The sequence below is a fragment of the Antarctobacter jejuensis genome (genome assembly GCF_052266595.1).
GTDB classification, from domain to species: Bacteria; Pseudomonadota; Alphaproteobacteria; order Rhodobacterales; family Rhodobacteraceae; genus Antarctobacter; species Antarctobacter jejuensis.
On record NZ_JBQQXJ010000015.1, the window covers coordinates 30,958 to 50,596 of the forward strand.

At 63.0% G+C, this 19,639-nt stretch carries 18 protein-coding genes; 11 read left to right on the plus strand and 7 right to left on the minus strand.

The features are described 5' to 3' along the window. Nucleotides 1–30: 30 nt before the first annotated feature. Together ACTXGA_RS18785 and ACTXGA_RS18790 are read left to right on the plus strand one after the other, a co-directional pair. A complete protein-coding gene (locus ACTXGA_RS18785; protein ID WP_443396147.1) occupies nucleotides 31–1,014 on the plus strand; it encodes a translocase in 984 nt (327 codons plus the stop codon). A gap of 21 nt (nucleotides 1,015–1,035) precedes the next feature. Then, nucleotides 1,036–2,589 (plus strand): phosphate ABC transporter substrate-binding/OmpA family protein, encoded by a 1,554-nt coding sequence (locus ACTXGA_RS18790; protein ID WP_443396148.1) that lies wholly within the window; start codon nucleotides 1,036–1,038, stop codon nucleotides 2,587–2,589. Between the two features lie 130 nt (nucleotides 2,590–2,719). Here the strand turns inward: ACTXGA_RS18790 and radC are convergent, their stop codons facing one another. From radC to dnaK, 3 genes are all read right to left on the minus strand, one after another. After that, entirely contained in the window at nucleotides 2,720–3,484 is a 765-nt protein-coding gene (gene radC / locus ACTXGA_RS18795) for a RadC family protein (RefSeq protein ID WP_443396234.1), read from the minus strand. Between the two features lie 91 nt (nucleotides 3,485–3,575). Continuing rightward, nucleotides 3,576–4,724 carry a molecular chaperone DnaJ gene (gene dnaJ / locus ACTXGA_RS18800; RefSeq protein ID WP_443396149.1) on the minus strand — a complete coding sequence of 383 codons (1,149 nt, stop codon included), beginning with the start codon at nucleotides 4,722–4,724 and terminating at the stop codon, nucleotides 3,576–3,578. Between the two features lie 80 nt (nucleotides 4,725–4,804). Continuing rightward, a complete protein-coding gene (gene dnaK, locus ACTXGA_RS18805) occupies nucleotides 4,805–6,727 on the minus strand; it encodes a molecular chaperone DnaK (RefSeq protein WP_443396150.1) in 1,923 nt (640 codons plus the stop codon). 222 nt (nucleotides 6,728–6,949) lie between these two features. Here dnaK and ACTXGA_RS18810 point away from each other — a divergent pair, with 222 nt between their 5' ends. Continuing rightward, on the plus strand, nucleotides 6,950–7,552 hold the full coding sequence (locus ACTXGA_RS18810; protein WP_443396151.1) for an alpha-ketoglutarate-dependent dioxygenase AlkB family protein: 603 nt from the start codon (nucleotides 6,950–6,952) through the stop codon (nucleotides 7,550–7,552). A 55-nt stretch (nucleotides 7,553–7,607) separates the two neighbouring features. Here the strand turns inward: ACTXGA_RS18810 and ACTXGA_RS18815 are convergent, their stop codons facing one another. From ACTXGA_RS18815 to ACTXGA_RS18830, 4 genes are all read right to left on the minus strand, one after another. Next, complete coding sequence (locus ACTXGA_RS18815) at nucleotides 7,608–7,760, minus strand: hypothetical protein (protein ID WP_443396152.1); 153 nt, start codon at nucleotides 7,758–7,760, stop codon at nucleotides 7,608–7,610. A gap of 159 nt (nucleotides 7,761–7,919) precedes the next feature. Continuing rightward, nucleotides 7,920–8,525 carry a peptide-binding protein gene (locus tag ACTXGA_RS18820; protein ID WP_443396153.1) on the minus strand — a complete coding sequence of 202 codons (606 nt, stop codon included), beginning with the start codon at nucleotides 8,523–8,525 and terminating at the stop codon, nucleotides 7,920–7,922. Nucleotides 8,526–8,536: 11 nt separating this feature from the next. Next, nucleotides 8,537–9,136 carry a COG3650 family protein gene (locus tag ACTXGA_RS18825; RefSeq protein WP_443396154.1) on the minus strand — a complete coding sequence of 200 codons (600 nt, stop codon included), beginning with the start codon at nucleotides 9,134–9,136 and terminating at the stop codon, nucleotides 8,537–8,539. 50 nt (nucleotides 9,137–9,186) lie between these two features. Continuing rightward, nucleotides 9,187–10,017 carry an ABC transporter permease gene (locus tag ACTXGA_RS18830; protein WP_443396155.1) on the minus strand — a complete coding sequence of 277 codons (831 nt, stop codon included), beginning with the start codon at nucleotides 10,015–10,017 and terminating at the stop codon, nucleotides 9,187–9,189. A gap of 126 nt (nucleotides 10,018–10,143) precedes the next feature. Between ACTXGA_RS18830 and cysQ the strand changes: the two genes are divergently transcribed. The 8 genes from cysQ to ACTXGA_RS18870 all read left to right on the plus strand — a co-directional run bounded on the left by cysQ (nucleotide 10,144) and on the right by ACTXGA_RS18870 (nucleotide 19,583). Next, entirely contained in the window at nucleotides 10,144–10,941 is a 798-nt protein-coding gene (cysQ, locus tag ACTXGA_RS18835) for a 3'(2'),5'-bisphosphate nucleotidase CysQ (RefSeq protein WP_443396156.1), read from the plus strand. Between the two features lie 6 nt (nucleotides 10,942–10,947). After that, the gene (locus ACTXGA_RS18840) at nucleotides 10,948–12,171 is read left to right on the plus strand and encodes a glycosyltransferase family 2 protein (protein ID WP_443396157.1); all 1,224 of its coding nucleotides are present in this window, start codon (nucleotides 10,948–10,950) and stop codon (nucleotides 12,169–12,171) included. Nucleotides 12,172–12,308: 137 nt separating this feature from the next. Continuing rightward, on the plus strand, nucleotides 12,309–13,199 hold the full coding sequence (galU, locus tag ACTXGA_RS18845; RefSeq protein WP_443396158.1) for a UTP--glucose-1-phosphate uridylyltransferase GalU: 891 nt from the start codon (nucleotides 12,309–12,311) through the stop codon (nucleotides 13,197–13,199). A gap of 3 nt (nucleotides 13,200–13,202) precedes the next feature. After that, nucleotides 13,203–14,186 (plus strand): UDP-glucose 4-epimerase GalE, encoded by a 984-nt coding sequence (gene galE / locus ACTXGA_RS18850; RefSeq protein ID WP_443396159.1) that lies wholly within the window; start codon nucleotides 13,203–13,205, stop codon nucleotides 14,184–14,186. 71 nt (nucleotides 14,187–14,257) lie between these two features. Continuing rightward, the gene (locus ACTXGA_RS18855; RefSeq protein ID WP_443396160.1) at nucleotides 14,258–15,385 is read left to right on the plus strand and encodes a glycosyltransferase family 4 protein; all 1,128 of its coding nucleotides are present in this window, start codon (nucleotides 14,258–14,260) and stop codon (nucleotides 15,383–15,385) included. A 53-nt stretch (nucleotides 15,386–15,438) separates the two neighbouring features. Further along, nucleotides 15,439–16,449 (plus strand): glycosyltransferase family 2 protein, encoded by a 1,011-nt coding sequence (locus tag ACTXGA_RS18860; protein WP_443396161.1) that lies wholly within the window; start codon nucleotides 15,439–15,441, stop codon nucleotides 16,447–16,449. Then, a complete protein-coding gene (locus ACTXGA_RS18865) occupies nucleotides 16,446–18,146 on the plus strand; it encodes a DUF5927 domain-containing protein (protein WP_443396162.1) in 1,701 nt (566 codons plus the stop codon). Before ACTXGA_RS18860 ends, ACTXGA_RS18865 begins: the two co-directional genes overlap by 4 nt. A gap of 9 nt (nucleotides 18,147–18,155) precedes the next feature. Beyond that, on the plus strand, nucleotides 18,156–19,583 hold the full coding sequence (locus ACTXGA_RS18870) for a nodulation protein NodH (protein WP_443396163.1): 1,428 nt from the start codon (nucleotides 18,156–18,158) through the stop codon (nucleotides 19,581–19,583). Nucleotides 19,584–19,639: the final 56 nt, after the last annotated feature.

The window sequence follows — 19,639 nt, forward strand, 5'->3', positions numbered from 1 at the left end:
GCCTCGACGGATCAGGACAGGAGTCCCACCATGGCACGGCTCAAATGTTACCTCATCGGCGGCGCGACGCTGCTTTGCGCTCTGGGCACCGGCTACGTGATGCAATACGGGCTGACACTGCCCGGCGGTGGTCGGGACAGCGCCCAAGCCGCGGACCTGACGCTTGAGATCTCATCGGTCACGCCGGCCTCTTCGGGGGTTCTGCTGCCGCAGTTGCCCAAGGACGCGCAGGTGGAACCGACGCTTCCGGACGATCCGGTTTTCCTGAAGGCCGCGGCGGAAACCCAATCCCTTGAGGCGGACCTGCCGGAAAATCCGGCGGCCACGGGCTTTGATTGCGACGTGACCATGCAGGCGGAACCGGGGGCCGGTGCGCTGGTCCATCTGAACCTGACTGCCCCTTGCCGGGCAAGCGAACGGGTGACGATCCATCATCAGGGCCTCATGTTCACCGAGGTCATGCAGCCCGATGGCACCCTGTTCATCACCATCCCTGCGCTGGCCGAACAGGCGAGTTTCATCGCCTCCTTCGCAAGCGGCGACGGCGCGATGGCCAACACCGAAGTGACCTCCCTGCCCTTTTACGATCGCGTGGCGGTGCAGTGGAAAGGCGAAGCCGGTCTGCAGTTGCATGCGCGCGAATACAGCGCCGCCTACTTTTCGGACGGCCATGTCTGGGCCGCCGCAGCGGGTACCCTGACCGAAGCCGCGACCGGCCAGGGCGGGTTCCTGACGCGTCTGGGCCAGATGGACACGCCCGAGGCGCTGGTCGCCGAAATCTATTCCTTTCCCACCGGCACCGCCAAGCGCGGTGGCGAGGTGCTGTTGACGGTCGAGGCCGAGGTGACCGGCAAAAACTGCGGCACCCAGGTCGAGGCACAGACACTGGAAATCCGCGATGGCAGCGCGCTGCGAGTGCGTGACCTATCGGTCGAGATACCGCATTGCGACAGCGTCGGTGACTTTCTGGTGTTGAAAAACGTCGTCGAAGACATGACTATCGCCGCAAGGTGATACTCATCTGACGGGGACTTCATGGCAATTCTGCGTGCGGCGATCTTCGCCGCACTTTTCTTTGTGGGGCAGGCAGGCATTCTGTCGGCGCAGGACGTAACGCTGAAGTCCCGCGACGGATCCATATCGATCAGCGGCACGCTGCTGGGCTTTGACGGTGAACTATACCGGCTGCAGACCCGCTTTGGCGAAATGACGGTGGACGGAACGGGCGTCAGCTGTCGCGGGATCGGCTGCCCATCGCTGACCGATTACGTCGCCGAAGTGAGTTTTGCCGGGTCTTCCGCCGTCAGCGGCCTGATGCCCGCACTGGTCGAAGGCTTTGCCCGGCGCAGCGGATTGCAGGCGGACAGGTCCGAGACGGACAACGGCGCGTTTTCCTATGACCTGAGGGACGGCGAGACGGGCAAGTTGTTGGGCAGGTTCAGTTTTGACGTCAGCAACACCGACCGGGGATTTGCCGCCCTTCTGGACGACAGGACCGATGTTGTGCTGGCACTGCGTGAGATCCGCCCGGCCGAGGCCGAGGCAGCCCGCGCTGCCGGGCTGGGCGACCTGACGCTTGCCAACCGCTCGCGCGTTGTGGCGCTGGACGCCTTGGTGCCCATCGTGTCCGGCGACAACCCGGTGGACCGCTTGTCCATCGCCCAACTCGTCGACGTGCTGACCGGGCAGATCAGCAACTGGCAGGCGCTGGGAGGCCCGAACGCGCCGATCACCGTGCATCTGCGGGATGCTGGGTCCGGCATCATGCAGGGACTGGAAGACCGGCTGCTGCGCCCGGCGCGCCGCAAGCTGATGCAAACGGCGGAGCGCCATGACGCCAATGCGGACCTTGTCCGCGCCGTGGCGAATGACCCCTTTGGGCTGGGCCTTGCCAGCTATTCCGAAACCGGCGCGACCAAAACACTGGTCCTGAGCGGCAGTTGCGGATTTCAGCTGCGCGCCGCGCGGCGCAGCATCAAGACCAAAGATTACCCGCTGACCGCGCCGATGTTCCTCTACACACCGGCCCGCCGCCTGCCCAAGCTGGCGCGCGAATTCGTCAGCTATGCGCTCAGCCCGGCCGCGCAGATCGTGATCCGGCGGGCCGGGTTCGTCGATCAGGCGGCAGAAGAGGTGGCGCGCGACCTGCAGGGTGACCGGCTGGCCAATGCGATCCTTGTGTCAGAGGAGAGCGGACTGGCGGCCTTGCAGGAGATGGTGCGCGCGCTGTCAGCGCTGCGCCGATTGACGGTGACTTTCCGGTTCGAGACCGGGTCGAGCAAGCTGGACGCCCAATCCCGGTCGAACGTGCTGCAACTGGCGCGAGCGCTGGAAACCGGGGTCTACGATGGGCGGGAACTAGTGTTCGTGGGCTTTTCCGACGGGGTTGGACCGGCCGGTGCCAATCTGGACATTGCGCGCCGCCGGGCAGAGGCGGTGCAGGCTGCGGTTCTGGACGCGGCGGAGACGCTGGACAGGTCGCAGATCAATGTCCGGGTCGAAGCCTTTGGCGAGGCGATGCCCATGGCCTGCGACGACAGCGCGTGGGGCCGGCAGGTGAACCGCCGGGTCGAGGTCTGGGTGCGGTGATTACCCTGTGATCCAGCGGGGCGCGCTGACGCGCGCGCAGGTCTTCTCGCCCTTGCGGGTTCGGGGTGCTGGGGCGCCGCCCCGCTCCTTTGGAGCGCCCAAGGTGTTTTCCAAGCCAGAGAAAGGTGGGTCAGAGCAGGCCTTCGCTGCGGAAGCTGAGTTCGCGTGATTTTCCGATCACCAGATGATCGTGCAATGTGATGCCCAGCGTGTCCGCGGCGACCTGAATCTGGGCGGTCATGTCGATGTCCGCCTGACTGGGCGTGGGATCGCCCGACGGGTGGTTGTGGACAAGGATGATGGCGGAGGCGTTCAGCTCCAGCGCGCGTTTGACCACCTCCCGCGGGTAGACGGGGACATGATCGACGGTGCCGCGTGCCTGCGGTTCGTCCGCGATCAGCACATTCTTGCGGTCGAGGAAGAGGACACGGAACTGTTCGGTGTCGCGGTGCGCCATGGCGGTCTGGCAGTAGTCCAGCAGCGCGTCCCAGCTGCTGACGACGTGTTTTTGCAGGACGCGGGAGCGGGCGAGACGATGCGCCGCCGCCTCTACGATCTTGAGTTCGCCAATGACGGCATCGCCGACGCCCTTGACCTCTTGCAGCCGGTGCGGCGGGGCGGAAAGGACCCCGTTGAAATCGCCGAAGGTTTCCAAGAGCAGACGCGCCAGCGGTTTGACATCGCGGCGGGGAATGGCGCGGAACAGGACCAGTTCCAGAAGTTCGTAATCCGGCAGGGCATCGGCACCGCCGACGAGAAAGCGTTCCCGCAGGCGGGCGCGGTGATCGCGGATGTAGGAGGGCAGTTTTTCCGCACCGGGTCCCGGGCGCGGGGGCGCCTCATCCGGCTCGAACAGAGCCGCCTGGGAATCGGAGAAATGCGGGCCACGGGTCATGCCGGACATGGTGCCGCGAGAGGGTAAACCGGCGGTTAACGCGGCCCGGTGGGCTGTGCGGGAGTGGGAATTTGGCCCCGAAGGGCCAAATTCATCCTTTCATGGAGTCCCAGAAGTTTTTCACCGAGGTGAAAAAGCTATGCGATTCCGGGTTGTTGTCCTCGGCCAGCGACTCGAACTCGCGCAGCAGTTCCTTTTGCCGAGAGGTCAGGTTGACCGGGGTTTCCACGGCCAGTTCGATGAACATGTCGCCCGTCGCTCCGCCGCGAAGGGCGCGCATGCCCTTACCGCGCAGGCGCATCTGGCGGCCGGACTGGCTGCCGGCGGGGATCTTGACCCGGCTGCGCCCGCCGTCGATCGTCGGCACCTCGATGTCACCGCCCAGCGCCGCTGCGGTCATCGACACCGGCACCCGGCAATGCAGTTCGGCCCCGTCGCGTTCGAAGATCGGATGCGGTTCGACCTCAATGAAGATGTAGAGGTCACCCGGAGGGCCACCGCGCATCCCCGCCTCGCCTTCGCCGGCCAGACGGATCCGCGTGCCCGTTTCCACACCGGCAGGGATGTTGACCGAGAGCGCCCGCTCTTTCTGCTGACGGCCAGAGCCACCGCAGGAATTGCACGGGTTCTTGATGATCTGGCCAAGGCCGGAGCAGGTCGGGCAGGTCCGTTCGACGGTAAAGAAGCCTTGGGTGGCGCGCACCTTGCCCATGCCGGAACAGGTCGGGCAGGTGGTCGGCTCGGACCCGCCTTCGGCACCCGATCCGCTGCATTCGTCGCATTGGATCGAGGTCGACACCTTGATGGTCTTTTGCAGCCCGCTATACGCCTCTTCCAGCGTTACACGCAGGTTGTAGCGCAGGTCTGCCCCACGGGCCGCGCGCTGGCGCCCGCCCTGACGGCCGCCCATGAAATCGCCGAAGAGATCGTCAAAGACATCCGAAAAGGCCGACGCGAAATCGGCATTTCCGCCCATGCCTCCGCCGCCGGGACGCGGACCACCGCCCATGCCGCCTTCGAACGCCGCATGGCCAAAGCGGTCATAGGCCGCTTTCTTCTCGGGATCCTTCAGCGCGTCGTAAGCCTCGTTCACTTCCTTGAACTGGGCTTCGGCCTCGGGCTTGTCGGCGTTGCGGTCGGGATGAAGCTCTTTGGCCTTCGAGCGGTAGGCTTTCTTGATTTCCTCCGGAGAGGCACCGCGCGAGAGGCCGAGCACTTCGTAGTAGTCACGTTTGGACATGCGTGTCCTCCTCTGTTCGGAACGTCAAGGGCCGGCCCGGTGTCCGGACCGGCCCCAGATTGGTTCCGAGGGCGATGGCCTCAGGCCCGCTTGTTGTCGTCCAGGTCCTCAAAGTCGGCGTCGACGATGTCCTCATCCGCTGCGGCACCGGCACCGGCGTCCGCTTCGGGGATATCGTCGCCCCCTTCTTCGGCCTGCGCCTTGTAGATCGCTTCACCCAAACGCATGGCCGCCTCGGTCACGTTCTGGATGCCACCTTTGAGCTTGTCAGCGGTGACGTCGTCCTTTTCAAGGTCGTCGCGCAGCGCGGCAAGGGCCAGTTCGATTGCCTCGACGGTCGACGGATCGACCTTGTCGCCATGCTCTTCAACCGACTTTTCGGTCGAGTGAATGAGGCTTTCGGCCTGGTTCTTGGCTTCGACAAGTTCCTTGCGGGCCTTGTCCGCGTCGGCGTTTTCCTCGGCTTCCTTGACCATGCGCTCGATATCGTCATCCGACAGACCGCCGGACGCCTGGATCGTGATCTGCTGTTCCTTGCCGGTCGCCTTGTCCTTGGCGCCGACCGACACGATGCCGTTGGCGTCGATGTCAAAGGTCACTTCGATCTGCGGCATACCGCGCGGTGCGGGCGGGATGTCCTCAAGGTTGAACTGGCCAAGCATCTTGTTGTCGGCCGCCATCTCACGCTCGCCCTGGAAGACGCGGATCGTCACGGCCGACTGGTTGTCCTCGGCAGTGGAGAAGATCTGCGACTTCTTGGTCGGGATCGTGGTGTTGCGGTCGATCAGGCGGGTAAAGACACCACCCAGCGTTTCGATGCCAAGCGACAGCGGGGTCACGTCCAGCAGCACGACGTCCTTGACGTCACCCTGCAGAACACCGGCCTGAATGGCGGCGCCCATGGCAACCACTTCGTCCGGGTTCACACCCTTGTGCGGCTCCTTGCCGAAGAACTTGGTCACTTCTTCCATGACCTTCGGCATCCGGGTCTGACCGCCGACCAGAACGACCTCATCGATGTCCGAGGTGGTCAGTCCGGCATCCTTGAGCGCAGCCTGGCACGGCTTGATCGAGGCCTTGATCAGGTCACCGACAAGGCTTTCCAGCTTGGCGCGGGTCAGCTTCATAACCATGTGCAGCGGCTGGCCGTTGGCGCCCATCGAGATGAACGGCTGGTTGATCTCGGTCTGGGTGGCCGAGGACAGTTCGATCTTGGCCTTCTCGGCAGCTTCTTTCAGACGCTGCAGGGCCATCTTGTCCTTGGTCAGGTCGACCTGGTGCTCTTTCTTGAACTGGTCCGCCAGGTAGTTGACGATCCGCATGTCAAAATCTTCACCACCCAGGAAGGTGTCGCCGTTGGTCGACTTCACTTCGAACAGGCCATCGTCGATTTCGAGGATGGTCACGTCGAAGGTACCGCCGCCAAGGTCATAGACCGCGATGGTCTTGGCGTCTTTCTTGTCGAGACCATAGGCCAGAGCGGCGGCGGTCGGCTCGTTGATGATGCGCAGCACCTCAAGACCGGCAATCTTACCGGCGTCCTTGGTGGCCTGACGCTGGGCGTCGTTGAAGTAGGCCGGGACGGTGATGACCGCCTGGGTCACTTCCTCGCCAAGATAGCTCTCGGCGGTTTCCTTCATCTTCTGCAGCGTGAAGGCAGAAACCTGCGACGGCGAGAATTTCTCACCGCGGATTTCGACCCACGCGTCACCGTTGCCGCCATCGACGATCTTGTAGGGGACAATGTCCTTGTCCTTGGTGACCTCGGGGTCACCGACGCGGCGGCCGATCAGACGCTTGACGGCGAAGACGGTGTTTTCGGGGTTGGTAACAGCCTGACGCTTGGCCGGCTGGCCAACGAGGCGTTCATCGTCGGTAAAGGCGACGATGGAGGGAGTGGTGCGGGCACCTTCTGCGTTTTCAATAACGCGCGCCTGCGAGCCGTCCATGATGGCGACACAGGAGTTGGTGGTCCCAAGGTCGATACCGATCACTTTACCCATGATTCGATCCCTTTCATTATTCAAGGCGATGTCACGAGGCGTCGGACCCGTTTTGGCATCCTGCCCCGTATGGATTGAGCCCGGCACCGAGAGGCGGTGCCCGACGTTCGGAGGGTATATAAGGAGGGGTTTGGAGGCCTGCAAGCACCGTGATCGCTGCATTTAGAGGGTTTCGTGCTGTCATGGCTTGGCAACTACAGTGCATTCCCTGACAACACCCTTATGAACGACGTGATCGAGCAAAAAGGCTTTGTCATCCATCCCGGCTTTCTGGACCGTCCCGCGCAGGAGGCGCTGGTGGCGCGTCTGCGCGAAGTGCTGGCCGTAGCGCCGCTGTTTACCCCCATGACGCGGCGCGGCCCGATGACCGTGCGAATGAGCGCGGCGGGGCGCTTTGGCTGGATCAGCGACCGGCGCGGCTATCGCTATGAAGAGCGCCATCCTGACGGCATGGCATGGCCACCAATCCCGGACGAGGTCCTGGCGATCTGGTCAGCCGTATCGGGCTGTGAGCGGATGCCGGAGTGCTGTCTGATCAACTGGTACGGGGAAGGCGCGCGTATGGGCCTGCACCGGGATGAGGACGAAGCGAATTTCGCCTTCCCCGTGGTGTCGGTCTCTTTGGGGGATGAGGGGCTGTTCCGCATGGGCAATCCCGAACGCGGCGGGCGGACCCAATCCATCTGGCTGAAATCCGGGGACGTGGTGGTGATGGGCGGCGCGGCGCGGCTGTCACATCACGGCGTGGACCGAATCCGTTTCGGTTCGTCCACCCTGTTGCCCAAGGGGGGACGGATCAACCTGACGCTGCGGGTCGTGACGTGACCCGCGGCGGCGTGGTCCGGCCCGCATGGCCGAACCACGCAATGCGTCGTTCGGTTTACTTTGTCCGGAAAACATCCTGCGAAAAGGCGGATCGCCCCTTCTCGGCGATGGAGCGGCGTTCGTCCTGACCGCTGGGAAGGGCCAGCAGGATGACGATCATGCCGACCAGAATCGAAAAGCCGTAAAGCTCATACTTGATGGTGTTCATTTGCTCTGCCTCGGGGGATTCTTTTTTCGAAAAGGATGGCAGTCCGCCCTCCCCTCATCAAGAAGTATTCCCGAAAGTGGGCAATGCTCCGCCGGTTGCGTCAAACCAGAGACATTTCAGGCAGACCTCCAAGGTCGCCGACATACCGGCGCCAGCCGCTCAATCCGCCAGTTCGCAGCACCCCGACAGAACGTAGCCTTCCGGCCCGCTGACGATCAGCGTCGCGTCGAACCCGTATTCATTGTCCGACATGCCATTGTCGCAATAGGTCTTTGCCACGACCATCGACAGGCCGCGCGCGCCGTCGGTTCCCTGCAGTACCCATTTTTCCAGCGGGTTGTAGGCGCGCTGAAATAGGCCCACGTCAAAGGTCTCGCCGGTTTCATAGGTCATCGGTGTCTTGACCGTCGCCATCTGGCCCTGCAGCACGTCGATGTCCCAGAACGGCTCTGTGCCGCCGCAGACCAGACGCGGATTGTTGGACAGGTCACCGTCTGCCCGGGGCGCCAGAAACCGCAGAGACGCCCAGCCGGTGCCTTCGGTCACGTTCACGAAGCCCCAGCCACCCTCGGCGCGGATCACCTCGACCCCGCGCGCGTCAAAGGCCAGTTCGCCGACGATTGGGTGGTCGGCCCCCGGTCCGACGCGGACGTTCAGAACATCATCCGAGGCCACGCCCACAACATCGTGCAGGCGCGGGAATTCGGTCTGGGCGAAGGCGCCGCTGCCGATCAGCAGAAGCGCACAGATCAGGCGCAGCATCATCGCCCCCCTCCTCATTTCATGTCCAGCGAGCAGCAGCCGCCGTAGACCTGCGTGTCATAGCCGCCGATCACGACCGCCCCGGAAAAGCCGAAGCGGTAGTCCGACATCCCGTCGGTGCAGATCTCATGGGTCATGACCAGCGTGACATTCTCACCCAGTTTGGAGCCCAGCAGGGCATGGGGGCTGTCGCGGCTGACGGATGTGGCCAACTGCTCGACCGAAAAGACCTTTTCGTCGTCATCGGGGCGGGTGAAGACCAGCTTGTCGCCCTGAATGACAGTCGCGCTCCAGAAAGGTTCGGTGCCGAAGCATTTGAACTGATAGCCCGCGGGCAATTCGGTGCCATCCAGCCGTTCCATCGCCTCAAGCGAGACCCAGCCAGACAGACCCTCGTGGTTGACCCGGCCCCAGCCATCATCTTCCTCGACCACCTCGACCAGCTTTGAATCAAAGGCCAGCGCGCCGATCACTGTGCCGTTTTCGGTCGGACGGGTCCGCATGTTCAGAACATCGCCATCATCCACCCCGGTTACATTGTACAGCGCCGGAAAATCCTGCGCCGAAACCGCCCCGGCGAGGCACATCAGAATTACTGTTGCAAATGTCTTCATCTCTACGTCCTTCCTGTCCGCGCCGGGGCGGCCGGAAGGACGCGGGCATCTCAGCGGCGCGCGCTCCAGGAAGCCGAGGCGTGTTTGCGGGTGTAAAACTCACCCATGAGGCCAATCATCACGAGCACGATACTCAGATACAAGGCATATTCCCAGTCAGAATTCCGGGGGTTGTAATCCACGAAAGCGTATCCACGGGACTGATCGATGGTGTGGAACAGGGGATTCCAGTCAAACATGACCAGCATGTAACTGGGCAGCGTGTTGGCCACGAACATCTTGCCCGAGGCGATCATGTTGGCCCGCTGATAGATCGTCGAAATGATGCTGACAGGGGTTGGGAACCACGGTTTGATGGCCAGAAACACAAGCCCGATCGCCGCCCCGGAGAACCACGACAGGATGACCATGGCCAGACAGCCGATGGGGTCGTGGATTTCCTGCATGACAAAGGGATTGAAGGCCACGTCATAGACGAACAGGATCGCCACCAGCGACAGGATCTGGATGTAAAGCGTCGAGATCATGGCCGAGGCGATGGCGATGGCGGTGTTCATCGGCGCGTGCTGCATCATCGGGCTGGCCGGCCCCTCTGATCCGGCGACGGCGCCCAACGTCTTTGTGTGCGTCATGTAAAGGAACACGCCGGTCATGATGTAGATCATGAAATCCCCGCGCAGCGCGGTGCTGCGCATCCCGAGGATCTGGAACATGAAGTAGAAGGCCAGGACGAAGATGATCGTCTGCAGCATGTTCATGAAAATCGCCATGAAGGCGTTGCCATGCGCCTTTCGGACGGAGCGGACCGAATTGTGATAGATCAACTCTAGGATATAGACGACGGATTCCAGCCGCGACCGGGGTCTTGTCACCTGAAACATTGTGCCTGCTCTCCGTGCCCGTGCCGCGTGGGCCGTACACTTGCCGTTTTTGATTAAGGGCAGCATAAGGCGAACGGTGTTTCAAATCAATAAATCCGCGCTTTCCGCGCGGACGGGAGCCAGACCATGAATTATTCCGAGCTGACGCCGGTGCTGCGCCGCCTTGCCCTGCAGGCTGGCGAGAAGATCATGGAGATTTACAACTCCGACGATTTCGATGTCATGACCAAATCGGACGACAGCCCCGTGACCGCCGCCGATCAGGCCGCCGATGCGCTGATTTCCGAAGGCCTGCGCGAGGCGTTTCCCGATGTGGCGCTGGTGACAGAGGAGCAGGCCGACAGTCATGACGTGTCAGCCATGACCTTCCTGATCGTCGATCCGCTGGACGGCACCAAAGAGTTCATCAAGCGACGCGGCGATTTCACCGTGAACATCGCTCTGGTCGAGGATGGCGTGCCGACGCGCGGGGTTGTCTATGCCCCGGCGCGCGGACGCATGTTCTACACCAATTCCGTTGGCAATTCAGTCGAGGAAGAAGGCCCGTTCGAGCTGAACACCCCCGGTGAGACCAAGCCGATCAAGGTGTCCAAGCCCGACAATGACGCGCTGATGGTGGTTGCCTCCAAATCCCACCGGGATGAGGCGACTGATGCCTATATCGCCAAGTACAACACCAAGGACATGACCTCGGCCGGATCCTCGCTGAAATTCTGTCTCGTGGCGACGGGAGAGGCCGATCTCTATCCGCGCCTTGGCCGGACGATGGAATGGGACACCGCCGCCGGTCACGCGGTGCTGAACGGCGCTGGCGGCCGCGTGGTGCGTTTCGACGATCACTCTGCGCTGGCCTATGGCAAGGAAGGCTTCGCCAACCCGTTCTTCATCGCCTACGCGCCGGGCGTCGACCTGAAAGAGGGCTGACCCCGCGTGACCCTGCCGGTCAGCATCGTGATCACCAGCCGGGGCCGCCCGGATGCGCTGATGCGATGCCTGACCGGAGTGGCGCAACTGGACTATGCGCCGTTCGAGGTTGTCGTCGTCGCCTGCCCCGCAGGTTGCGCCGCAGTGACGGCCCGCCCCGATGCAGACCGGATCAAACTACTGCAATTCGATGAGGCCAACCTCTCTGCCGGGCGCAATCTTGGGATCGCCCATGCAGCCGGTGAGGTCATTGCCTTCATCGACGATGATGCGGTGCCAGAGCCCCTGTGGCTGCAACACCTGACCGGGCCTTTCGATGACCCGGAAATTGCCTGCGCCGGGGGATTTGTGATCGGGCGCAATGGCATCAGCTTTCAATGGCAGGCACGCAGCGTCGATGCCACCGGAACGGCGCATGATCTGCCGCTGCCGGATATGTCCCCCACCGTTCCGCAACCGCCCAAGGGCTTGGTGACCAAGACCGAAGGCACCAACATGGCGGTTCGGCGCACCGTTCTGACGGATCTTGGCGGATTTGACCCCGCGTTCCGGTTCTACCTTGATGAAACCGACCTGAACCTGCGCCTTGCGGAGGCCGGATACCGGACCGCCATCGTGCCCCTTGCGCAGGTTCATCACGGCTTTGCCGAAAGCCCGCGCCGCGCCCGCGACCGCAGCCCGCGCGATCTGACACAGATCGGGGCGTCGCAAATGGTGTTTCTGCACAAACATTGTGCAAAAGACATGCGCACGCAGGCTTGGGACGGTTTTGTCGCAGCCCAGCGAAAGCGCCTGCTGCGGTTCATGCAGCGTGGGCCGCTGGACCCGACGGATGTCCGCCGCCTGTTGCGCGGGTTGGACCGTGGCGGCGCCGAAGGCCGGGACAGGCCCTTTGGCCAGACCCCGCCCATTGGGCCGTCACAGGCGCCTTTCCTGACCCATCCGGGCCGTCCCGGCGCGCCTCGCATCCATATATCAGGCCGCCCGTGGCAAGCGAAACGCCTGCGGCGCAAGGCCATCCAGCAAGCGCGCGCGGGTGCGATCGTCAGCCTTTTCCTGTTTTCGCCGACGGCCCGCTTTCACCGGGTAACATACCTACCCGAAGGGATATGGGAACAGGCCGGGGGGCTGTTCGGACGCAGCCGTCGGGGTGGTCCACTCCTCCGCCTGCGGCTCTTTTCATCTCGGCTGAAATCGGAAATTATGCGCGTGCAGAAAGTGCGTGGATAACGTGCTTAGATGGGCCAGAAGGCCCAACAGACACATTGGGAACACAACTTTACCAAGGTTTTTGCCAGAGGCTGCGGTAGGACTACTGCGAAAGAGCAGCCCGTACTACCATGAGGCGAAGACAGATGGAGACTGTTATGACGAAAAAGGTCACCAAAGCGATCTTTCCGGTTGCGGGTCTGGGTACCCGTTTTCTGCCGGCGACGAAATCCGTACCCAAGGAAATCATGACGCTGGTGGACCGCCCGCTTGTGCAATACGCCATCGACGAGGCGCGTGCAGCCGGGATCGAAGAGTTCATCTTTGTCACCTCGCGCGGCAAAGGCGCGCTTGAGGATTATTTCGACCACGCTCCGCAGTTGGAGGCTGAACTGCGCCAAAAGGGCAAGGACAAGCTTCTGGAGACTTTGCTGTCCACCAACATGGACAGCGGTGAAATCGCCTACATCCGCCAGCACAAGGCACTGGGCCTTGGCCACGCCATCTGGTGCGCGCGCCGTCTGGTGGGGGATGAACCCTTTGCCGTCATGCTGCCCGACGACGTGATCGCCGCCGAAAAGCCCTGCCTGCAACAGATGGTCGAGGCCTATGAACAGACCGGTGGCTGCATGGTCGCCGCGATGGAAGTGCCGCGCGAACGGGTCAGCGCCTACGGCGTTCTGGACGTGGAAGAGGACATGGGCCAGATGGTCAAGGTCAAGGGTATGGTGGAAAAGCCGCCGGCCGATCAGGCGCCATCGAACCTTGCCGTGATTGGCCGCTACATCCTGACTCCCGAGGTGTTCAAGCATCTTGAGAACCCGGAAACAGGCGCGGGCGGAGAGATCCAGCTGACCGACGCCATCGACCGTGAGATCAATGGCAGCGGCGTCTATGGCTACCGCTTCAACGGTCAGCGTTTCGATTGCGGATCGAAGGCCGGTTTCCTGCAGGCCACCGTTGCCTTCGGTCTGGCCCGCGAAGAGCTGAAAGACGATCTGGCGGCCTATCTGGACGAGCTGCACCATTCGCGCAAAGCGGCGGAGTAACCTTTGTCCAATGTGTTGGTGACAGGCGGGGCTGGCTATATCGGCAGCCACGCCTGCAAGGCGCTCAAGGCAGCGGGTTATACGCCCGTGACCTATGACAACCTGTCGACCGGCTGGCAGGATGCGGTGAAATTCGGCCCCTTCGAACAGGGCGACCTATCCGACCGGACGCGGCTGGATGAGGTCTTTGCCCGCTGGCAGCCGGTGGCGGTGATGCATTTCGCCGCCCTCAGCCAGGTGGGCGAGGCGATGGCCAAGCCCGGCCTGTACTGGCGCAACAACGTCGAAGGGTCGCTGACCCTGATCGAGGCGGCAGTTGCGGCCGGTGTCATGGACTTCGTCTTTTCGTCGACCTGCGCCACCTATGGCGATCACGACAACGTCGTGCTGGACGAAAACACACCGCAGGATCCGCTGAACGCCTACGGCGCGTCAAAACTCGCGGTCGAGGGCATCCTGCGTGATTTCGGGGCCGCCTATGGCCTGCGCTCCGTCGTCTTTCGTTATTTCAACGTCGCCGGCGCCGACCCGGAGGGAGAGGTCGGCGAACACCACCGGCCAGAAACCCACCTGATCCCCGTTATGCTGGAGGCGGTCGACGGTCAGCGCGACGGCCTGACCATCCACGGCACCGATTACGACACCCCCGATGGCACCTGCATCCGCGACTATGTGCATGTCTGCGACCTAGTGGATGCCCATGTGTTGGGCCTGAAATGGCTGCAGAACGACAAGGGCAGCCGCGTTTTCAACCTTGGCACCGGGCACGGGTTTTCCGTGCGCGAGGTGATCGATTCCGCAGGACATGTGACCAATAAATCCGTGCCCTGCACCGAAGGGCCGCGCCGCGGCGGTGACGCGACCAAGCTTGTGTCCGGCTCTACCCGCGCGGGTGAGGAACTGGGCTGGACCCCGCACCGTTCGACCATGCCGCAGATGATCGCGGATGCCTGGCGCTGGCACAAGAACGGGCACTATGAGCGGTGACCGCCCCGGGCACGCCGAGGCCTGACCGCCTGCTGGACCTGACCCGGCTGATCAGCCGGGCGGGGCGCCCCATGACCGGCGTCGATCGTGTCGAATTTGCCTATCTGACCCATCTGCTGCGCGCTGGCTCCCTCTGGGCCTTGGTCCGTACATCGCTGGGCTATGTGCTGCTGGACCCGGAGGGCACTGCCGCCCTGCACGCCAAAATCGCCGCGCAGGATTGGGGGCCACCGGACCGCCTGTCGCGGATCAAGCGCAAACTGGACCCGATGCGCGCCCGGGCTGAGGCCGACCTGCGCCGCCTCTGCCGCGCCCGCTGCCTGCCCCTACGCCTGTCGGCCATGCTGCGCCGCCACCTGCCGCGCGGCGTGACCTATTTCAACACCGGCCACAGCAACCTGACGGATCGCGTTCTATCTGCACTGACGGGGATCGAGGCGCGGGTGACCGTCTTCGTGCATGACACCATTCCGCTGGACGAACCGCAGTTTCAGCGCCCCGGCACGGTGCAGGTCTTTCGCCATTTCCTGAACCGGACCTGTGACCGGGCAGAGCTGATCGTCTGCAACTCCGCCCAGACGGAACGGGACATTACCCGCCACCGCAAGGGGCTGCGCATTCCACGCACGGTTGTCGCGCCCCTGGGCGTGGATCTGACCACCCCGACCAAGGCCCCCACCGGCCCGTGGCAGGATCCGTATTTCGTCACCCTCGGCACTATTGAACCGCGCAAGAACCACGCGCTCTTGCTGGACATCTGGTCCGATATCCCGGACGCCCATCTGCTGATCTGTGGCAGTCGTGGCTGGGAAAACCACGCCGTCTTTGCCGCGCTGGATGCCCACCCGCCCCGCGTTCACGAACTGCCCGGTCTGGACGATGGCCAGATCGCAGCGCTGCTCAAAGGGTCTGCAGGGCTGCTCTTTCCCTCCCTCGCCGAAGGCTATGGACTGCCCCCGGTCGAGGCGGCCGCACTGGGCGTTCCGGTTGTGCTGAATGATCTGCCAATCTACCGGGAAGTGCTTGGCGACATTCCCGTTTACCTGGATGCCGGTAAAGGTTACTTTTGGCGCAAGGAAATAATCCGGATGGCAGAGCATCACCGGGCAGGCACGCAAGACACCAGCGCGAAATCGGCACCGCGCTTTGATCCGCCAACCTGGGAGGATCATTTCAAGATTGTGTTAACCCTGACCTGATACTGCAATCCGAAAAACCGCGCCGGTCCAGGGTGCGAAGACGGGGCGAATGTTTGGGCGCGTGGCAGGCATACAAGCTGAGAGTACAGCGAAAGCGCTGGCGCATCCGTGCCTTTCGCAAGCGACGTGACCTGCGCCCGGTTGCCAACCGCACCGACCGGATCACCCCCTCTGACATCCTGCTGTTCTCCACCCAGCGCAACGAGGGCGTCCGCCTGCCCTATTTCCTGCGCTACTACCGGGAAATGGGGGTCAACCACTTCTTCTTTGTCGACAACGACAGCACCGATGGCTCGCTCGATTATCTTGCGCAGCAGCCCGATGTGTCGGTCTGGACCACGCGCGCCAGCTATAAACGCGCGCGTTTCGGCATGGACTGGATGAACTGGCTGCTGCTGAAACACGCCCACGGCCATTGGGCGCTGACCGTCGACCCGGATGAGCTGTTTCTCTACCCGTTCTGTGACACGCGCCCGCTGCGTGCGCTGACCGACTGGCTGGACGCATCGTCGATCAAGACCTTTTCGGCCATGCTGCTGGACATGTACCCCAAGGGCCGGATCGACCGTCATCCTTACCAGCCCGGGCAGGATCCGCTGGATATCGCCAACTGGTTCGACGCCGGGAACTACTCGATCAAGAAAAATCCGGTCTTCGGCAATCTCTGGATCCAGGGCGGGCCGCGCGCGCGCATGTTCTTTGCCGACAAGCCGGAACTGGCCCCCGCGCTGAACAAGATCCCGCTGGTGAAATGGGACCGCAAATACGCCTATGTCTCCTCCACCCACAACCTGCTGCCGCGCGGGTTGAACCAGGTCTATGACGAATGGGGCGGGGAAAAGGCCAGCGGCATCCTGATGCACACCAAATTTCTGTCCACCTTCAACCAGAAGGCCGAAGAGGAGTTGGAACGCGGGCAGCACTACGGGGCCAGCCGCGAATACATCGCCTATGCCGAGGGCGTGCAGGGGAACCCGGATCTGTGGTGCAAGTGGTCCGAAAAATACATCAACTGGCGCCAGCTTGAGATCCTCGGTCTCATGTCCAAGGGGAACTGGGCATGAGCGTCGGTGTCGTCATGCTGGTCCACACCGCGTTTCACCGCGCCGAACAGGTGGCCCGGCACTGGCGGCGCGCCGGTTGCCCGGTGGTGATCCATGTGGATGCCAAGGTGCCGTCAGAGGTGTTCCGCAAGTTCCGGAACGCGCTGTCGGATCAGCCCGACATCCTGTTTTCCAAGCGTCACCGCTGTGAATGGGGCACCTGGGGGCTGGTCGCCGCCAGCCAGGACGCGGCGGAACTGATGCTGGACCGGTTTGCCGATGTCCGGCACGTCTACCTGTCCTCTGGCTCCTGTCTGCCGCTGCGGCCGGTCTCTGAATTGCAGAGCTACCTTGCCGAACGCCCGCGCACGGATTTCATCGAAAGCGCAACAACCGCGGATGTGCCCTGGACCGTCGGCGGGCTGGATCATGAACGCTTTACGATGTGGTTCCCGTTTTCATGGCGCAAGCAGCGGTATCTGTTCGACAAATTCGTCGACCTGCAACGCTCGCTGGGATATGAGCGCAGGATACCGCCCGCGCTGACGCCGCACATGGGCAGCCAGTGGTGGTGCCTGACCCGCCAGACCCTGACCGCAATCCTGCAGGATCCGAACCGCGCCCGGCACGACCGCTATTTCCGCCATGTCTGGATCCCGGATGAAAGCTATTTCCAGACGCTGGCGCGGCTCTATTCCACGCAGATCGAAAGCCGCTCGCTGACGCTGTCGAAGTTCGACTTTCAGGGCAAGCCGCACATCTTTTACGACGATCACCTGCAACTGCTGCTTCGGTCGGACTGCTTTGTGGCGCGCAAGATCTGGTCACAAGCGGACCGCCTGTATGAGCTTTTTCTGGGCGATCCCAACGCCGCGCATCAACGGCAGGAACCCAACCCCGGCAAGATCGACCGCATCTTTGCCAAGGCGGTGGACCGCCGGACCCGTGGCCGCCCCGGCCTCTACATGCAAAGCCGCTTTCCGCACGCCGGTTGGGAAAACGGCGTGACGGCCGGAAAATACTCGGTCTTTCAGGGGTTTTCCGATCTCTTCCTCGATTTCGAGAAATGGCTGGCGCGCACCACGGGCGCGCAGGTGCACGGCCATCTCTTTGCGCCGGAACGCGCCGAATTCGCCGGCGGGCAGCGCATCGTCGCGGGCGCGCTTTCGGACAATGCCAAATTGCGGGACGTCAATCCCAAGGCCTTTCTGACCAACCTGCTGTGGAACACCCGCGGTGAGCGGCAGTGTTTTCAGTTCGGCCCTCGCGACAACGCCAAGGCGCTGATCCCCATGTCCCGCGATCCGAATGCCCAGATCAGCGTGATTTCGGGCGGCTGGGCCGTCCCGCTGTTTCAGTCCAATGCCAATTTCGCCGATATCCGGGCAGAGGCGGCGCTGCTGCAAAAGGCCGAGGCCAAGATGCTGGACATCCTGCGCCACCCCGAATGCAAGGCGCGCATCCGCATCTGGACCATGGCAGATTTCATCGAGGCCCCGATGGAGCCCTTGCAAACCCTGATTGACGAGATCGGCCAAAAAGGCACCCGCCGCCTTGCCGAGGCGCCGCGCCTTGCGGATCTGGCAGGCTTTGGCCAGTTCCTGCAGAACCTCAAGAACCAGGGGATGCACCCCTATCTGATGGGCGATTTCCCGGTCGACCCGGCCCCGGCCAATCGCCCGGGCAAGACGCTCAAACCCTATCTCGTCAGAAAATAGGCCCGCCTGATGCCCCAGAACTTCGACTGTTTCGTGATCTTCGCCGAGATGCGGACCGGATCGAATTTCCTTGAGGCGAACCTGAACGCCTTTGACGGGCTGACCTGCCATGGAGAGGCGTTCAACCCGCATTTCATCGGCTACCCCAACGCCGAACCGATCCTTGACGTGACACAGGCCGAACGGGACCGCGATCCCATGTCCCTGCTGGACCGGATCCGCATGGCCTCTGACGGCATTGGCGGGTTCCGCTATTTCCACGACCACGATCCGCGCGTGCTGGACCCTCTGCTGACAGACCCCAAGGTGGCCAAGATCGTGCTGACCCGGAACCCGGTGGACAGCTACATCAGCTGGAAAATCGCGAAGGCCACCGGCCAGTGGAAGCTGACCAACGTCAAGAAACGCAAAGACGGCGCCGCGCGGTACGATGCAAGGGAGTTCGAGGCCCATCTGGCCGAGCTTCAGGATTTTCAGATCAAACTTCAGAACGCGTTGCAGACCTCGGGGCAGACGGCGTTTTACGTCGCCTACGAGGATCTGCAGGACGTCGCCGTGATGAACGGTCTGGCCGCGTGGCTGGGGGTCGAGGCGCGGCTGGAAAGCCTGAACACCGCGCTCAAACGGCAGAACCCGCAGCCGCCCGCCGACAAGGTCGAGAATTTCGACGAGATGCAGCAGGCGCTGGCGCGGCTGGACCGGTTCAACCTTGCCCGCACGCCGAATTTCGAGCCGCGCCGCGGCCCGGTGGTGCCAACCTATATCGCCGCGCACAAGACGCCGCTGCTTTACATGCCGATCCGGTCCGGCCCGGAACGCGCGGTGAAGGATTGGCTGGCCGCGCTGGACGGCGTCGGGATGGGCAAGCTGGAGGACAAGTTCAACCAGGGGTCGCTACGGGCCTGGAAACGCGAACGACCCGGCCACCGCAGCTTTACCGTGATCCGCCACCCGCTGGCCCGTGCCCATGATGCCTTTTGCAGCAAGATCCTGACCACCGGCAAAGGCAGTTTTCAGGGCATCCGCAAGGTGCTGCGCCGCGCCCACAACATGCCGATCCCCGAGGGCGAACCGGGACCGGACTACGGTGTTGCGGCCCACCGCGCGGCCTTTTCCGCGTGGTTGGACTGGGTGCGCGCCAATCTCTCCGGTCAGACCGCGCTGCGCGTTGACGGCCATTGGGCCACGCAGGCGCAATGCCTGCAGGGCATGGCCGAGTTCACCCTGCCCGACATGATCGTGCGCGAGGATGAGATGGCGGCCTATCTGCCCGCGCTGGCGCTGCAGGTCGGGCATCAGAATCCGCCTGATCCAGCGGCGGTGCCGAATTCGGCGCCGTTTTCGCTGGCCGAGATCTACGACGACGAGATCGAGCGACTGGGCCGCGAAGCCTATCAGCGCGACTACATCATGTTCGGTTTCGACGACTGGGCGTAGCGCGGGGCGCTGCCCCCTCTTGGCCTGACGGCCAATTCACCCCCGAGGTATTTTCG

Bases quoted from the DNA above. Each gene is read 5' to 3' on its own strand.
- ACTXGA_RS18785 (WP_443396147.1), top strand. From the start codon at position 31: ATGGCACGGCTCAAATGTTACCTCATCGGCGGCGCGACGCTGCTTTGC.
- ACTXGA_RS18790 (WP_443396148.1), top strand. From the start codon at position 1,036: ATGGCAATTCTGCGTGCGGCGATCTTCGCCGCACTTTTCTTTGTGGGG.
- radC (WP_443396234.1), bottom strand. From the start codon at position 3,484: ATGACCCGTGGCCCGCATTTCTCCGATTCCCAGGCGGCTCTGTTCGAG.
- dnaJ (WP_443396149.1), bottom strand. From the start codon at position 4,724: ATGTCCAAACGTGACTACTACGAAGTGCTCGGCCTCTCGCGCGGTGCC.
- dnaK (WP_443396150.1), bottom strand. From the start codon at position 6,727: ATGGGTAAAGTGATCGGTATCGACCTTGGGACCACCAACTCCTGTGTC.
- ACTXGA_RS18810 (WP_443396151.1), top strand. From the start codon at position 6,950: ATGAACGACGTGATCGAGCAAAAAGGCTTTGTCATCCATCCCGGCTTT.
- ACTXGA_RS18815 (WP_443396152.1), bottom strand. From the start codon at position 7,760: ATGAACACCATCAAGTATGAGCTTTACGGCTTTTCGATTCTGGTCGGC.
- ACTXGA_RS18820 (WP_443396153.1), bottom strand. From the start codon at position 8,525: ATGATGCTGCGCCTGATCTGTGCGCTTCTGCTGATCGGCAGCGGCGCC.
- ACTXGA_RS18825 (WP_443396154.1), bottom strand. From the start codon at position 9,136: ATGAAGACATTTGCAACAGTAATTCTGATGTGCCTCGCCGGGGCGGTT.
- ACTXGA_RS18830 (WP_443396155.1), bottom strand. From the start codon at position 10,017: ATGTTTCAGGTGACAAGACCCCGGTCGCGGCTGGAATCCGTCGTCTAT.
- cysQ (WP_443396156.1), top strand. From the start codon at position 10,144: ATGAATTATTCCGAGCTGACGCCGGTGCTGCGCCGCCTTGCCCTGCAG.
- galU (WP_443396158.1), top strand. From the start codon at position 12,309: ATGACGAAAAAGGTCACCAAAGCGATCTTTCCGGTTGCGGGTCTGGGT.
- ACTXGA_RS18855 (WP_443396160.1), top strand. From the start codon at position 14,258: ATGACCGGCGTCGATCGTGTCGAATTTGCCTATCTGACCCATCTGCTG.
- ACTXGA_RS18865 (WP_443396162.1), top strand. From the start codon at position 16,446: ATGAGCGTCGGTGTCGTCATGCTGGTCCACACCGCGTTTCACCGCGCC.
- ACTXGA_RS18870 (WP_443396163.1), top strand. From the start codon at position 18,156: ATGCCCCAGAACTTCGACTGTTTCGTGATCTTCGCCGAGATGCGGACC.